This window comes from Candidatus Omnitrophota bacterium (genome assembly GCA_018830005.1).
Taxonomy (GTDB): Bacteria; Omnitrophota; Gorgyraeia; order JAHJTE01; family JAHJTE01; genus JAHJTE01.
The window spans coordinates 685,671-701,389 of the sequence record JAHJTE010000001.1 but is presented as its reverse complement, the minus strand read 5'-3'; the positions used below and the strand labels follow the sequence as shown (position 1 = coordinate 701,389).

The window sequence follows — 15,719 nt, the reverse complement described above, 5'->3', positions numbered from 1 at the left end:
TTCTATTCCTTGCTCATATTGCGCAAAAAAATTACGATACGTTCCATGCGCATGGCATGCGAACCTTTAACCAAAATCAAATCCCCACCTCTTAAAAGCGAAGAAAGCTTAATCTTTAAATCAGTAAAGTCCTGACTCTGATAAACCTTATTTTTTTTAAAACCATATTTTATGCTAGAGCTAGCCGCAATATGAGCTAGGCCTCCAATAGTTAAGATATAATCAATATCTGAATCATTTAGAAGTCTGCCTGCCTGCCGATGCAGGCAAGCGGCTTGACTGCCTAATTCCAGCATATCAGCCAGCACTAAAATCTTTCTACCGCCTCTTTTAATCGCGCTAAAAGACTGCAGGGCATATTTTAAAGAAAGTGGATTGGCATTATAAGTGTCATCTATGATTTCTAATCTGCCTTTCTTTGAATAAACAAATCTGCCACGTGGAAATTTAAAATATTTTAGTCTTTTTGCTATTGAGCTCTGACTAATGCCAAAGATAGTTCCTACAGCTATTGCTGCAAGTGCATTATAAATATTATGCACCCCAAAGCTCTTAATTGCAAATCTTTGTTTAGTTTTGGCTAATTTAAAGGAAACGCCGTATCTATCAAAAGAAACAGTGCGTGCAGAAAAATCGCAAGATTTCTTAAGGCCGAATGAAAATACTTTCCTATATTTAGTGGCTAACGTCCTTAAATAAGGGTCATCGTAATTAATTAGCCCTGCGGCAGGAGCTTTGAGTCCTTTTAAGAGACTACCCTTCTCCTTAAAAACTCCCCTTTTGCTTTTTAAGTTTTCTAAATGTGCTTGGCCGATATTCGTGATCACTCCCAGCGTAGGTTTTGTGATTTGCGTAAGCCTTGAAATCTCACCCGGGAGACTCATGCCGAATTCCAAACAGGCAAGCTGATGATTGGTATTTAATCTTAACAAATTAAGCGGAACACCGATGAGATTGTTTTGCGTCCCTTCATTCTTTAAGGTTCGATATCGCGCGCTCAACACCTTAGCGATCATTTCCTTTGTCGTAGTTTTTCCGCTGCTTCCTGTAACAGCAATGATTGGTATTCGAAATTTATTACGGTTGGCATGCGCTAAATCACCCAAGGCGCGCAAGGTATCAGCCACAATTATACAGCTAATATCAGCCCTTAATCCCTTAACTATATTCGGCTCTTTTTTAAAATATCTCTCCTCTATTATCAGGGCCTTGGCCTCTTTTTTGATAGCGCTAGATATGAAGTCATGTCCATTAAAACGTTCACCTCTTAAGGCAAGAAAGGCTTCCCTTTTTTTTATTTTTCTGGAATCAGTACAAATAACGCCTATATTAGCAGTCCTTGCGCCTTGAATGATTCTTCCTTTAGTTTCTCTAGCTATATCCTCTAGCCTAAACATTCGAACCTCATGCCTCATCTAATGCGCGATAAACAGCCTTTTTATCATCAAAGTCCACAACCCTGCTGTCAAAAATCTGAACACACTCATGGCCTTTACCAGCAATCAGAACAACATCATTCTCTTTGGCCTTATGGATAGCCTTTTTTATCGCCTTATATCTATCCTTAACAACTATATAATTTTTCCTTAAAAATCCTCTTCTTATATCGGCAATTATGTCATCCGGATTCTCGCTGCGCGGATTATCTGTCGTAATAAATGTCAAATCAGAAAAACAAGATGCAATCCTCCCCATTTGAGGTCTCTTGGCCCTATCTCGTTCTCCGCCACAACCAAAGACTAGGATTATTTTACATTTTCTTTCTCTATTCTTTAATACAGAAAAGGACTTAAGTGCCATTTTTAAGGCTACTGGTGTATGGGCATAATCAATAAATATTTTGACATCTCCTTTCCTGCCTGCCAATTGGAGTCTGCCCACGACTTCTTTTAAATTATTGATGCCTTTAATTATGTGTCCTGGTTTAATATTCATGCTTAAGGCTAATGCCGTTGCTGCCAATATATTATAAACATTATGCAGGCCCAATAATTTGCTCTTAATAGGCAAGATTACATCTTTGTATTTAATTAAGAATTTTGTCTTATCTATATCTAGTTTTATATCACTTGCTAGGACATTAGCTTTCCTTGAAATAGCATAACTAAGCTTATGGGGCATTTTCTTTCTCAATAATCTTCTGCCATAGCTATCATCAACATTAATGATACCGCAGCCTTTATCAGGTGCAAGCATTGAAAACAGCTTAGATTTAGCCATAAAGTAATCTTTGAAATTCTTATGATAATCCAAGTGATCACGGCTAATGTTTGTAAATATTGCACGCTGAAATCCTAAATTTCCAAGTCTGCCCTGATCTAAGGCATGTGAAGAAACCTCCATGATGCAATAGTCGATATTCTCCTTTTCCATCTCAAGAAAATATCTGTAAAGCTCAATTAATCCGGGCGTAGTATTAATTGAGATCTGTTTATGATTTGGCAGACAATATTCTATTGTGCCTATAAGGCCTGTCTTGAAGCCTGACGTTTGCAAGATACTTTCAACAAGATAGGTGATTGTTGTCTTACCATTAGTGCCAGTAACCCCGATCAATTTAAGATCTTTAATTTTGCGTTTATAAAAATTATGGGCTATCAAGATAAGCGCGCGTTTGGTATCATTTACTCTGACGAGGATTATTTCTTTTGACAGGGACTTAAAAAGAGGTGATCTTTTGTAATCTATGACTAGACAAATTGCTCCGGCCTCTATTGCCTCATTTAAATATTGATGGCCATCAGTTAATGAACCTTTCAGGGCAATAAAAATTTCACCCTTGCGTATAAACCTCGAATCGCAAGAAACACCTTTTATGTCTATATTTTTAAAATTGTCAATCTGCTTTGTGTTTATGTTATGGAGTAGTTCTCTTAGCTTCATAGAATAATTTACTGTTAAAATGCCGACTCTTTAAATATTTTAATACCTCAGTCGTAACTTCTTTAAATACGGGAGCTGCTACTACGCCACCATAGTAAGGATACGGCTCATCAAGTGTCACCACCATAGCAATCTCAGGCTCATCCGCAGGCGCGAATCCAATAAAAGAAGCAATAAATTTAGAATGGGAATATCCACCCGCCTTATCAATCTTCTGGGCTGTGCCTGTTTTTCCCGCAACCTTGACAGAGGCAATCTTGCCCATTCTTCCGGTCCCAGACTCAACAACTTCAACAAGCATATCTTTAACGCGCCTTGCCGTATCCTGACTCATAACCCTTCTAATGACCCAAGGCTGATTCTCCTTTATCTTATTATTATTCTCATCAACTACAGAGTCAACTAAAAACGGCTGCATAAGCAAGCCACCGTTTGCAATCGCTGCCACAGCACTCACGAGTTGAAGCGCTGATACACAGACCTCATGGCCTATGGGTATAGCGCCAATTGATGTCTTCGACCATGTCCTGGAAGGCCTGATGATGCCTTCTACCTCGCCATTCAAATCTATTCCCAATAGATCACCAAAACCATAAAGTTTTATATACCTATATATCAATTCCGGTCCTAAGATTTGGGCGATTTTTGTTACGCCGATATTACTTGACTCACGTATTATGCCGCGGAATGTCAACCAGCCATGTGGCCTATGATCATGCAAAATATTATTGGCAACTCTATATTCACCATTTTCACAGAAAAATTTATCTTCCTCAGATACCTTATTTTCAGCCAACGCTGCAGAGGCTGTTACTATTTTAAAGACAGAGCCTGGTTCAAAAAAGTTACAGATAGCCCTGTTTCTACGTTCATCATGAGAGCTATTTGCGAAATCATTAGGATCATATGTAGGGCGGTTTGCCATAGCAAGTATGCGTCCACTGGAAGGCTCTATTATGATAATGCTAGCACCTTTTGCCTTGGTTTTCTTAAATGCCTTATCTAATTCTGTCTCAGCAATAAACTGAATTACCTCATCAATATTTAAAAGGAGTGAAAATCCATCTTTGGCAGGCAAGACGCTTGTCTCAATTAGCTTTCTCTGCCGCGCGTCTCGCAGAAATACCGACCAACCCTTCTTACCGCTAAGCTGTTCATTATAAAACAGCTCTAATCCCTCTAGGCCATAATTGTCCAAACCAGCGAATCCGATAACATGCGAAGATAAAACCCCTTTAGGATAAGAACGCTTACTCTCCTTTATAAAACCCAATCCTTTAATATTAGCCTTTTTTATTGTTTGGCTATCCTGTTGGGAAATCTTTCTTGCTATCCAGACAAAGGATTTGTCTCTTTTTAGCCTTTCTAGAGTTGACGAATAATCTAACCTTAAGATATCTGCTAGGTATTGAGCAGTGGCCTCTTTATCATTTATCTCATAAGGCACTGCATAGAGTGAATCAACGCAAATATTTAAAGCAAGGGATGATAAGTTGCGATCCAGTATCGCGCCTCTTTTTGGCTCAATCTCAACAAAGATACTATGTTGCTTCTTGGCAATTTCTCTTAGGAAATCTGAGCGGTAAAAATGGATGTAGGCAAGACGAATTAAAAGCGATAATAAAAGGACGGCGAAAGAAATGTAGACGAAAACTTCCCGGCGAGATTTTATCCTTTTGTACACAATGGAAAAAAATAAATCTATTCTTTAGATTTAGCCTGAGCCTCATGCTCAAGCCAGAAAAGGACCTTGGAGAAGAAATTACGTTCTTTAAAAGAGCTTATCGGGACTGCAGCGCCTCCAGAGACTACAGCGGCTGAACTTATCAGCATAATTTGAGATTCATTCGGCAACTCAAAATTTCCTGCCTGAACAAGTAGCTGCTCATTTATATTTTCTAAAGATTTACAGTATTCGAGCTTATCTTTCAATCGGCTGCGCTCATCGGAAAGCTCTTTGAAGTAATCTTGCTGCTCTTTGTTTTTATAGCTAAATTTTGTAATTTCAGTTCTCTGAAATACAAGAAGTAAGGCGAAAAGGTTCAAAAATACAATTATTGAAAAAACCTTGTTTAGCCTCATTGCAACCTCTCGGCTACCCTTAGTTTGGCGCTGCGTGAGCGAGGATTATCCTCGATCTCGCTTTCAGCAGGATAGACAGGCTTGGGGGTAATTATGTTTACTATCCCCTCTTGAAATAACAATTTAAATTTTCGTTTGACAATCCTATCCTCCAAAGAATGAAAGGCAATAACACAAATTCTTCCTGCCGGCTTTATAAATTCAAAAGATCTATCCAGGGCCTCGTCAAGCGATTCTAATTCTCGATTAACAGCAATCCGGATTGCCTGAAATGTGCGTGTTGCAGGATGAATCTTCATAAACTGGCTTCTATAAGGTAGGGCCTTGGTGACTAGCTGTGCCAGTTGTCCTGTGCTAGTAATTGGCGACTTATGCCTTTCCTCTACCAGGACATGGGCAATGCGATTATGCCATCTTTCCTCACCAAATGTTTTTAAAATCGAAGAGAGCTCTTCTTCTGAGAGATAATTTATTAAATCATATGCTGAAATGTAGCTTGACCTATCCATGCGCATATCTAAGGGAGAGTCAAAGCGAAAACTAAAACCCCGCTCAGGGTTATCAAGCTGAAAACTTGATATGCCTAAATCAAAAAGGATCCCATCCACCCTTTTAATCTTGGCATCTCTCAAGACCTTATCAAGATTGCGAAAATCATCGTGAACCAATGAAAAATTCTCACTATATTTTGAGAGTCTATTTTTGGCAAAAAGCAACGAATCTAAATCCCTGTCAATTCCGATAAGCCTGCCCTTGGTTCCAACTGCATCTAATATCACCTCGGCATGGCCTCCTGTTCCAATAGTTGCATCAAGAATACAATCGCCTTGCTTTATCTTTAGATATTCTAAAATCTCTTTGCGCATAATTGGCTTGTGCACTTACTCTGATTTATCCAATAAATTTTGTGCAATCTCTTCAAAGGCGTCTTTTGAGTTCGAATAAAAATCACGCCAAGTTTCTCTATCCCAAATTTCGATTCTATTGGAAATACCTATCACTACTACATCCTTCTTAATCCCTGCAAATTCTTTTAGATATTGCGGTATGTGAACCCTTCCCTGCTTGTCAGGTATTACCTCCTGTGCCCCAGAAAAAAACAGGCGGTTAAAACTTCTGACCTCCTGTTTGGTAAATGGCATGGATTTAAATTTGCGTTCTTGGTTCTTCCATTCTTCTTCTGGTAACATAAAAAGACACTTATCCAGACCACGCGTAAGGAAGAATTTCTCAACGTAATTATTTTTTGCGGTTTCTCTGATTTTAGCGGGAAGTATTAATCTGCTCTTCCTATCCAGCTGATGTTCAAACTCTCCATAGAACATTCCACTATCCTCCACTCTCTTCCACTTGCCTACAAGTATAAACTATCAGATATTCTTTGTCAAGTGTAAATTATTGATTTTTCAATAAGATACAACTTATTGGGGGTAATTTGTCAGTTATTAACTAAATGTAGTGGTGGAAGCTTAAAAAAAATGTGGAGGGAAATATTTAACTTAGAGTCAAGATTGAATTTTTAGCCTTTTTTAAGCTTTTTAATCAAGGCAGGAACAATAATCTTTGAGGCACTTATCTTTTTCAAATCTTGTTTTATTGCTCTTTTTAAACCTAAAATCGAGCTAAATTTCTTTTCACTGCGGATCTTTTTTGTCAGAAAAACTTCTACTTTTTTATTAAAAATATTTTTTTTAAACCTAAGCACGTGCACCTCTAATACAGGCCTAGTTCTTCTCTTGTTTAAAGTAGGCTGGAATCCAATATTTATAGCCGCCCTATGGAATCTGCCTGCGATATTAATAAAACCACTAAAGATACCCAGGGGCAAAACTACTCCCGAATCGTAATTTATGTTTAGCGTGGGAAAACCGATTCTCCTACCGAAGCGCCTGCCGCTTACAATCTCTCCTTGTATCGAATAAGACCGACCTAAAAATCTATTTGCCTCTTCTATCCTTGAATGCTCTAATAATCTTCGGATAAGAGAGCTTGAGATTTTCTGTCTTGAGATCTTGCGTGCATTAATAACCTTTAATCTAAATCCATAATTGGCTAACAGCCTAATATCCCCTGCGCCATTTTTGCCAAAGCGAAAATTCCTGCCGACAATTACTTTCCCTGGATTTATCTTAGCGATGAGGATATCTCTTATGAAGCATTTAGGAGTCAATTTAGAAAATTGTTTATCAAAGTTAATTACATAGCATAAATCAACTCCCAGTCTTTCTAATAATTTCAGGCGTTCCTGGAATCTCATCAACATCTTAATTGGCTGCTTTATATTTAATACATTGCCGGGGTGAGGTCTAAAGGTAAGAACTGCGGCAGGATATTTAGAGGACCTTGCCTCTTCTATTACTTTTTTAATAATATATTGGTGGCCTAAATGCAAGCCATCAAAGTTTCCCAAACAAAGTATACAGGCATTGGCAAGGGAGGTGTTTTTCTTATTGACGTATATGACTTTCATTTATCTTTTCTAAATGCAGGGCCTGTTCAATACTAAATTCACCGACACGTGTTCTTCTTAAAGATGTCTCATATCCACCGCAGCCAAGACTCCTGCCAACATCCTCACACAGGCTTCTAATATATGTTCCCTTTGAACAGTTAACTTTAAAATCTATCAAGGGCGGGTAGAATTTAAGCAATTCTATTTCTTTGATAAAGATTGGACGCGCCTGTCTCTTTAACTCTATTCCGTTTCTGGCCAATTCGTATAATCGCTTGCCTCCTTTCTTTATTGCCGAAACCATAGGAGGAACCTGTTCGATATTGCCTTTGAATTTACTAAATGTCGCCTTGACATCAACAATACTCACATGCGAATAATCAAACTCTTTTAAGATCTTGCCTTCGGCGTCTCCTGTGCTGGTAACAGCTGCAAAACTTGCCGTTACTAAATATTCCTTATCGAAATTAGAAAAATGAGAGAAAAATTTAGTCCATTTACCAACCAAAATTATTAATACACCTGTGGCCATAGGATCAAGTGTGCCGGCATGACCAACACGCCTCATCTTGAATCTTCCCCTTACAAAATTCACAACATCATGACTTGTTATTCCTGTTGGTTTATCAATAATTAAAAAACCATCCATTCTATAACCTCTTTCCTATCTCTTTAAGTATAGTTTTCTTGGCATAACTTAAGTTGCCTTCGATTTTAGCACTTGCTGCACGCGCATGCCCTCCGCCATCAAAATAAGATGCAATCTTATTCACATCAACATTACAATTAGAACGCAAGTTTATACGAACATAATTGTTATTTATTGATTTTCTCAAGAGAAGAAAAACCTTTGCCCCATAGATTAAACGTAAAGTATTAAGCGCCTGTTCGCCTAAATCCTTTAGGAGCGTCTCCTCTATATAGATGTCCTCTGGAATGGCCAGATACACGACCTTTCCGTCAAAGGCAGTCTTGGCACACTGCAAGAGCCTGCCGATAATCTTTGCGCTCTCTACATCATCTATCCTATATACCTTTCGATATATCTCATTTACATCAAGACCCAAACTAACCAATTCTGATGCAATTTTAAAGCTTTTAGAACCTGCATTAGAATAACGAAAAGAGCCAGTATCTGTAAGTATACCGCAATATAAATTCATTGCGGTCTGTTTATCTATTTTTAATTCAAAATTTTTAAATATCTCATAGATTATCTCGCAGGCAGAAGAGGCCTGCGTATCAATCAAGTTCAATCTACCAAATCTGGTATTACTTATATGGTGATCTATATTAACGATTGGCTTATTCTCATGCAAGAAATCACGCACCTTACCAATGCGACCTAAATCAGAACAATCAAGAACAACCGAAACGTCAAAATCAATCTTTGAAGTTCCAGTTACGCTCACCTCATTAACCCCCGGCATGAACTTAAACCTTTGAGGTACCTTATCATTATTTATTATTTTTACCTGCTTGCCGAACATTTTAAGAAGCCTAGCAAAGGCCAGTTCACTCCCCAAGGCGTCGGGCTCAGGATTTATGTGTGTCGTTAATAGGAATCGACTGCTGTTCTCTATTAAATTCTTTAGATTTAGCAATCTATTGTTCTTTTTCATCTTTTAATTCCCTAATCCTTTCTTCGATCTCTATACTATAGGCTATAGATTTATCGAATTTAAATTTAATTTCGGGGTTAAAACGTAATCTTAGACGCTGCCCAATCAACCTTCTTATATATCCTGCAGCTCCGCTTAAAACCTTAAGAGAATCCTCTTGTTTGGCCTTATCTGCGAGCACGCTAAAGTAGACCCAGGCCTCTCTTAGATCAGGACTCATTTTTACTCTGGTAATGGTGACAAATCCTAACCTAGGATCTCTTAATTCCTGAGAAAGGATTAGACTTATTTCCTTCTTTATTTCACTTGCAACTCGTTCTAGTCTCATTTTTTAAACTCTCATATTAACTGCTGATGAAAATCAACTAGATCACAACCAGCAGATTTTTCCATGAATTTTAAAATCTTACTAAATAAGGCATCGATGACTCCTCTATCAGTATTAATAAATCCTACAGCCAAGACTGCTCTCTGCCATTTCTCATGAAGATCAATTTCAGCAACGCAGACATTAAATTTAAGAATTAGTCTCGACTTCAGTGCCTTCAAAACCGAGCGCTTTTGTTTAAGGGAGTTGGACCCAGGTATAAAAAGCGAAAGCGTTAATATGCCTACAGTCATTTCTTTATTAATTTCTTTAAAAGTGTAAGCTCTTCTCTCTTAGAAGAAAAACCCAGATTCAATTTTTCCTCTTTCACCTTTTCAAGTAAAATCTTAAAATTCGGTCCTGGCTTAATGCCTAATTTCTTCAGGTCATCTCCACCTGATTTTATACGTATAAGGTTATAGAATCTAAGAAAATTCTTTATATATTTCTTTGGGCCGCTATTGGTTAAGGTGCATAATAAAATAAGAATTACTTCATAACTTAAAGGATTCAAAATCTTATAAACATAGCTTGGCGAAAGACCCGAATTATTTAAGAGGCGGCTAACCTTATTAAGACTCTTCTGGCAGGAAAGAAGCCTTATTGATTCTCCTCGCTTAAAACCAAAAGTAGTAGCCACCTGCCTTATTTGCTTAAGGTTCAATCTAGACAAAAAGACAATAAAATATATGAGCCAGACATCAAGCTGTCTGCGCTCTTTAAAATTAGCCTCAAACCAGACAATGATACGCCGTACTTGCAAGAATTTTTTAGAATCGGATTTTTTAAACTGTAGCTTTTTATGAATGAAATCTAAACCATAAACCTTACTTAAATCTTTAATCGCATTTTCAGGTTTTGCCTCTTTAAATATAAGTATGAGTTCATCGCGAATACGATGTCTCTGCATCTTCTCTAAGGCCTTACTCTTCTTTGCCTGCCTAATATAGCCTAGGGTCTTGTTTTCAACAGAAAAGTTAAACCTGGCCTTAAATCTCACCAGACGCAAAATTCTCGTAGGATCATCAAGGAAGCTCTTCTTATGCAGGATGCGCAGCCGTCTTTGTTTAAGATCGGTCAGGCCATTAATATAATCGAAAACAAGACCAAAATCATTTTTGTTTATACTCACTGCCATTGCGTTAATAGTAAAGTCGCGACGGGCTAAATCCTCAATTAAAGAACCTCTTGATACAACAGGTAGACTTCCAGGATAAGGATATCTTTCCTTTCTAAAAGTAGCTATATCAATCTTTATGCTGTTATTGGCAAGAACAGCAGTGCCAAAACGCTCATGAGAAATCATATTTAACTTTAATGTCTTACTAACTAGATTGGCAAATTTAATGCCGTCACGCTCTAAGATAATATCAACGTCAAAATTATCTAAATTTAGGAACATATCTCTGACGAATCCGCCTACAAGGCAAGCCCGAATGCCTTTTTTGTCGGCAAGTGCACCTATTGCCTTAATATATTTAAGCAATCTAGCATCGAGTACGTAAATACGTTTTTTAATATTCATACTTTTCTCTTTTTATGGACGCGGATGAAACTTCTGATGAATTGCCTTTAGTCTATCTTTATCAATATGTGTATAAATCTGGGTTGTGGAGATATCGGCATGTCCCAGCATCTCCTGTACACTTCTTAAATCTGCACCGCGTTCCAAAAGATGTGTAGCAAAGGAATGCCTAAGTGTATGTGGCTTTATCTTCTTTTTTATCTTTGCCTCTCTGGCGCAACGGCTAATTATCTTCCAAATACTCTGACGACTCAATCTATTGCCAGAACGATTTAAAAAAAGGTATTCATTATCCTTATTTTTACTTAATCTTGTTCTTGCTGAATTTAAATATCTTTTTACGGCAATGATAGCCTTCTCGCCTAAGGGAACGACTCTCTCCTTAGAGCCTTTACCAATGCAACGCAAGAAGCCAACATCAAGATTCAAGCCATCCTGACGTAAATTACTTGCCTCGGAAACACGAATGCCAGTACCATACATTAATTCCAGTATAGCCTTATTACGAATCCCGGCAGAATCCCTTAAATTTGGCACGGAAAGTAAACGCTCCACTTCTTTAAGATTCAAGACCTCTGGAAGCCGACTCCATAATTTGGGAGAATCTATAAGATTAGAAGGATCTTTATTAATAATCTTTTCCCGCATAAGAAATCTATAGAATACCTTAATTGCCACTAATGCCCTACTTACAGAGTTTGCTGTTAGGCCTTTATCTCTAGAGGCGAGCATAAATTGACGAATATTATCCCGCTTAACATCGTTAATAGACTTTATGCCTCTTTTTTTTAGATAATTTAAAAAATTAAGGAGGTCACTGCGATAGGCAGCTATAGTATTAATTGCCAGGCCGCGTTCAGCCGCTAAATAATCCAGAAAGATATTAATTAACTCTTCCATATAAAATTAAACCTGCAAACTTAAAAAAGGATTATTATTTTTCTCGTCTGCGATAGTCGTTTGCTCTCCGTGCCCGGGATAGACTTTCGTGTCAGGAGGTAAAACCAACAATTTATTCTTAATAGCCTTGATCAAATCCTCTGTAGAACCATAAGGCAAATCAGTGCGGCCAATGCTTCCGGCAAAAAGGGCATCGCCAGTAAAAAGAATATCCTCAAATTGAATCGTAATCGAGCCAGGCGTATGTCCAGGGGTATGAATAATCCGCAAGTTAAAATCGCAGATATTAATAATCTGGCCATCATGCACAGTCCGGATATCCTTGTCTTTTGAGAGTGAGAAGGAAGAGCCTAAAAAAGAAGACATATTCTTCTCTTGATCATTTAAGAATTCTAGTTCATCTTGATGGATAAAAATTGGTACATCAAAAAAATTAACCGCTCCGATATGATCAATGTGTCCGTGTGTCAAGAATATCGCCTCTAGCCTTAGACCCTTCACCTTTCGCTTGATTAGCTCTGCCTCATCACCTACATCAATAAGAACTGCCTTCTTGTTTTCTCTGTTTGCAAACAGATAACAATTGGACCCTAGGGGACCGACGATGATTCTTTCTATGGCTATTCTTTTATCCAATCCTTCACCTTACTATAATGCAGCTTCTTATTTATGGCTAATCTAATACTGGAAAGCTGCTGGATCAGCGTCCTCTCATTAAACGCCTGATTTGTATCTATCTGCCTTTGAATTTTTTCTAACTTATCCATATATTCTGTCAATTCCTTCTTCTTTTCACCTTCTCTAAGTAAGTCCTGCATGAGATAGAGATTATCCATTGTCTGGCCAAAGGAATATTTTTTACGCTTTTTGCTTTTTCCTGGTATAGCCTGAATCAACTCATCATGCCAGCCGCGCCAATAAGCAAAATAGTTTCTATACCTAGTCTCATTGTCATAAAAAAGTCCGGCATCTTCCTCAGGCCGCAGGACTGGTTCGATTATTTCTTTTTTATTCTTGCGAGTGATCTTTCTCCTAAAGGCATCACAACCAAAGCTATTACTAATTAACAGTATGACTATCATCCATAAAAATAATTTCCTGACTTTTTCAATCATCTCTTCTGCCTCCCGAGCAAGGCCAAAAACTCTTTTTCATTAATAATCTTTATCGAAAGCTCCTCTGCCTCTTTAAACTTCGAACCAGGGCTTTGGCCTGCCACAACATAATCTGTATTGCTAGATACACTAGAAGATACCTCTGCGCCATAACTTCTTGCTAGTTCTTGCGCTCCTCTGCGGTCAAGGCCAGAGAAAGTACCAGTAAAGACAATGCGTTTACCGCTAATCTTAGACTCTCTTTTTGATGCCTCCTCTTGCATATTTAATCCAGCCTGCTTTAACTCGGCAATAAGCCGCTTTGTTTCATCCTTGCGGAAAAACTCAAATATCGAGCCTGTCATTACTGGTCCTACTTCTGGAATCCCCTCTAGGGTCTCCCTGTTGGCAGCCACAATATTATCTAGGGCCTTGAATTTTTCAGCCAGAGTAATAGCGCACTTTTCTCCTACTCCTCTGATTCCTAAAGCAAAGATCAGACGCGAAAGGGGTTGATTCTTACTTTTGGAAATAGCATTCAGAAGGTTATCAATCTTTCTATCTTTGAAAAGTTCCAATTTAGATAAATCGTCTGCCTTTAGTTTGTATATATCAGCAAAACTTCTAACGATCTTTTTATCTATCAACTGTTTTACTACAGACTCACCCATACCTTCGATATCCATGGTACTACGCGAGGCAAAATGCTCTAGGCCTCTTTCCAGCTGGGCCGGACAAGAAGGATTAGTGCAGACATAAGCAACATCCTCCTCCTTTTCTTTAACTATAGCTCCTTTACAAGCAGGGCAGGTCTTAGGTACTTTAAATACTTTTTCGCCTCCTCTACGCAGAGACTTGATTACCTTGATAACCTTAGGGATTACGTCTCCAGCACGCTCTATCAACACCTGATCGCCGATCTTTACATCTAAACGTTTAATTTCATCAAAATTATGCAGGGTAGAATTACGGATAATAACTCCGCCGCATTCTACAGGCCTAAGTACAGCTACAGGAGTTATGACTCCGGTCCTTCCCACATTGACATTTATATCTAATACCTTGGTAGTGGCTTGATGTGCGGGAAATTTATAGGCCACTGCCCAACGAGGACTTTTAAGTGTTGTACCTAAGTCTTTCTGTTGTTTAAATGAATTAATCTTAATGACCAATCCATCTGCCTCATAAGGCAATTTATCCCTTTTTTTCTGCCAGAGTCGATAAAATGCTAAAACATCCTCTAGCTTAGAGAATTTTTTACTTTCTGGATTTATGCGCATACCGCATTCTTTTATTGTCTGTAAAAATTCCCACTGCCCCTTGGCGACTTCTTTAGTAGAGGCGCCTAAGGAATGGGCAAAGAAACTCAATCTTCGCCCTGCTACAATCCCTGAATCCAGTAATTTCAAAGAACCGCTGGTCGCATTCCTGGGATTGGCAAAAAGACTAAGTCCTTGTTCTTGTCTTTCCTTATTTAACTTTTTAAAATCCGCTATTTCCATATATACTTCGCCCCGAATCTCAAAAGACTTAAAATTCTCTGCCCCATTAAGCAGCAGGGGAATTGCGCGAATTGTCTTGATATTTAAGGTTACGTCTTCACCGCTCTGGCCATCGCCCCTGGTAGCTGCCATTTTTAACTTTCCATTTTCATATAAGAGATTGGCGCTTACGCCGTCAATTTTTAATTCAGCGACATATTCAAATCTACTGCCTCCAAGACCCTTCCTGATGCGCTCATCCCACTGTCTCAATTCCTCTTGCGAATATGTATTATCTAAAGAGAGCATTTTCTGTTTGTGTCTTACTGTAGTGAATTTCTCTAATACCACACCTGAGACTCGCTGCGTAGGAGAATCATCACTTTTATATTCAGGGTAGGCAACTTCTAAGTCTTTGAGTTGTTTCATTAACAAATCATATTCCTTGTCAGCGACTTCGACTTCACCTAAACCATAGTAGAGATAATCATGGTGGCGAATCTCCTTTTTTAATTTTTCGATTTTCTCTTTGATCTTTTTCTTATCCATTTTTAACCTAAGCTTATTGTCCAAAGGTAAGTCGTCTAGCCAAAAATTCAGGCATACCTGCTTTGAGCATCTCACCTTGCGCTCCTTTTATATCATAACCGCTGCGTTTTAATGAAATCTCACCTTTTTCTGCATCAAAAACGCAATAACAGGCCCTTGAATCATTATCGCGAGGCTGACCAACGCTACCTACATTAACTATATATTTATTATTGGCCTCTATTCTTAGCTCTGAGGTAAACAATTCAGAGATTGATGAGTAATTTCTAAACTCGAAAATTTGCGGGATATGGGTGTGACCGACAAAACAAACAGGCGTCTCCATCAACCTGCATGTCCACACTGCCTCAAATTCTCCCCTAAGATAATGAAAGCTTGCCGCATCCTGCAAGGTGCCGTGTACCAACGTCAAATCTTCATTCTCATAAGTTAGTTTTAAGCTATCCAGAAACTTTTTATCTTCTTCAGATAGTTTTAGGCTATTCTTGACAATAGCTGTCTTCGCAAGGGGATTAAAAAAATCTAGATTAAATTTTCCTATTGCTGCCCAATCGTGATTCCCGGCAACACAAACCGACGCTATCTCCTTAACCCTTTTTATACACTCACAAGGATTTGCAGCATAGCCAATAACATCACCTACACACAGATACTTATCAATATTTTCAGATTCAAGGGCAGTCAATACTGCCTCTAGGGCCTCTATATTAGAATGTATATCTGCAAAAATCCCGTAGCGCATATCAGCCCCTCTAAGACTTAAG

General features: G+C 38.4%; 17 protein-coding genes. All 17 read right to left on the bottom strand.

The window, feature by feature from the left end; all coding sequences use genetic code 11:
* Positions 1–2: 2 nt before the first annotated feature.
* Positions 3–1,397 (bottom strand): UDP-N-acetylmuramoyl-tripeptide--D-alanyl-D-alanine ligase, encoded by a 1,395-nt coding sequence (murF, locus tag KJ593_03765; GenBank protein MBU2541000.1) that lies wholly within the window; start codon positions 1,395–1,397, stop codon positions 3–5.
* A 7-nt stretch (positions 1,398–1,404) separates the two neighbouring features.
* On the bottom strand, positions 1,405–2,883 hold the full coding sequence (locus KJ593_03760; protein ID MBU2540999.1) for a UDP-N-acetylmuramoyl-L-alanyl-D-glutamate--2,6-diaminopimelate ligase: 1,479 nt from the start codon (positions 2,881–2,883) through the stop codon (positions 1,405–1,407).
* On the bottom strand, positions 2,858–4,567 hold the full coding sequence (locus tag KJ593_03755; protein ID MBU2540998.1) for a hypothetical protein: 1,710 nt from the start codon (positions 4,565–4,567) through the stop codon (positions 2,858–2,860). Before KJ593_03755 ends, KJ593_03760 begins: the two co-directional genes overlap by 26 nt.
* A gap of 17 nt (positions 4,568–4,584) precedes the next feature.
* Entirely contained in the window at positions 4,585–4,965 is a 381-nt protein-coding gene (locus tag KJ593_03750) for a hypothetical protein (protein ID MBU2540997.1), read from the bottom strand.
* A complete protein-coding gene (gene rsmH / locus KJ593_03745) occupies positions 4,962–5,831 on the bottom strand; it encodes a 16S rRNA (cytosine(1402)-N(4))-methyltransferase RsmH (GenBank protein ID MBU2540996.1) in 870 nt (289 codons plus the stop codon). Before rsmH ends, KJ593_03750 begins: the two co-directional genes overlap by 4 nt.
* A 15-nt stretch (positions 5,832–5,846) precedes the next feature.
* Entirely contained in the window at positions 5,847–6,290 is a 444-nt protein-coding gene (gene mraZ, locus KJ593_03740; GenBank protein MBU2540995.1) for a division/cell wall cluster transcriptional repressor MraZ, read from the bottom strand.
* Positions 6,291–6,484: 194 nt separating this feature from the next.
* Complete coding sequence (locus KJ593_03735) at positions 6,485–7,435, bottom strand: bifunctional riboflavin kinase/FAD synthetase (GenBank protein ID MBU2540994.1); 951 nt, start codon at positions 7,433–7,435, stop codon at positions 6,485–6,487.
* On the bottom strand, positions 7,413–8,066 hold the full coding sequence (gene truB / locus KJ593_03730) for a tRNA pseudouridine(55) synthase TruB (protein ID MBU2540993.1): 654 nt from the start codon (positions 8,064–8,066) through the stop codon (positions 7,413–7,415). Before truB ends, KJ593_03735 begins: the two co-directional genes overlap by 23 nt.
* 1 nt (position 8,067) lies before the next feature.
* Complete coding sequence (locus tag KJ593_03725; protein ID MBU2540992.1) at positions 8,068–9,039, bottom strand: bifunctional oligoribonuclease/PAP phosphatase NrnA; 972 nt, start codon at positions 9,037–9,039, stop codon at positions 8,068–8,070.
* Positions 9,023–9,367: a 30S ribosome-binding factor RbfA gene (gene rbfA / locus KJ593_03720; GenBank protein ID MBU2540991.1), complete on the bottom strand. Its 345-nt coding sequence runs from the start codon at positions 9,365–9,367 to the stop codon at positions 9,023–9,025. The genes KJ593_03725 and rbfA overlap by 17 nt, the downstream gene beginning before the upstream one ends.
* An 11-nt stretch (positions 9,368–9,378) precedes the next feature.
* The gene (locus KJ593_03715; GenBank protein MBU2540990.1) at positions 9,379–9,660 is read right to left on the bottom strand and encodes a DUF503 domain-containing protein; all 282 of its coding nucleotides are present in this window, start codon (positions 9,658–9,660) and stop codon (positions 9,379–9,381) included.
* Positions 9,657–10,931 (bottom strand): hypothetical protein, encoded by a 1,275-nt coding sequence (locus KJ593_03710; GenBank protein MBU2540989.1) that lies wholly within the window; start codon positions 10,929–10,931, stop codon positions 9,657–9,659. The genes KJ593_03715 and KJ593_03710 overlap by 4 nt, the downstream gene beginning before the upstream one ends.
* Positions 10,932–10,943: 12 nt before the next feature.
* Positions 10,944–11,831 (bottom strand): site-specific tyrosine recombinase XerD, encoded by an 888-nt coding sequence (gene xerD / locus KJ593_03705; GenBank protein ID MBU2540988.1) that lies wholly within the window; start codon positions 11,829–11,831, stop codon positions 10,944–10,946.
* A 6-nt stretch (positions 11,832–11,837) separates the two neighbouring features.
* Positions 11,838–12,449 (bottom strand): MBL fold metallo-hydrolase, encoded by a 612-nt coding sequence (locus KJ593_03700; GenBank protein MBU2540987.1) that lies wholly within the window; start codon positions 12,447–12,449, stop codon positions 11,838–11,840.
* A gap of 2 nt (positions 12,450–12,451) precedes the next feature.
* The gene (locus tag KJ593_03695) at positions 12,452–12,946 is read right to left on the bottom strand and encodes a hypothetical protein (GenBank protein ID MBU2540986.1); all 495 of its coding nucleotides are present in this window, start codon (positions 12,944–12,946) and stop codon (positions 12,452–12,454) included.
* Positions 12,943–14,955: an NAD-dependent DNA ligase LigA gene (gene ligA, locus KJ593_03690; protein ID MBU2540985.1), complete on the bottom strand. Its 2,013-nt coding sequence runs from the start codon at positions 14,953–14,955 to the stop codon at positions 12,943–12,945. Before ligA ends, KJ593_03695 begins: the two co-directional genes overlap by 4 nt.
* Positions 14,956–14,968: 13 nt before the next feature.
* Complete coding sequence (locus KJ593_03685; protein MBU2540984.1) at positions 14,969–15,697, bottom strand: metallophosphatase family protein; 729 nt, start codon at positions 15,695–15,697, stop codon at positions 14,969–14,971.
* Positions 15,698–15,719 lie beyond the last annotated feature (22 nt).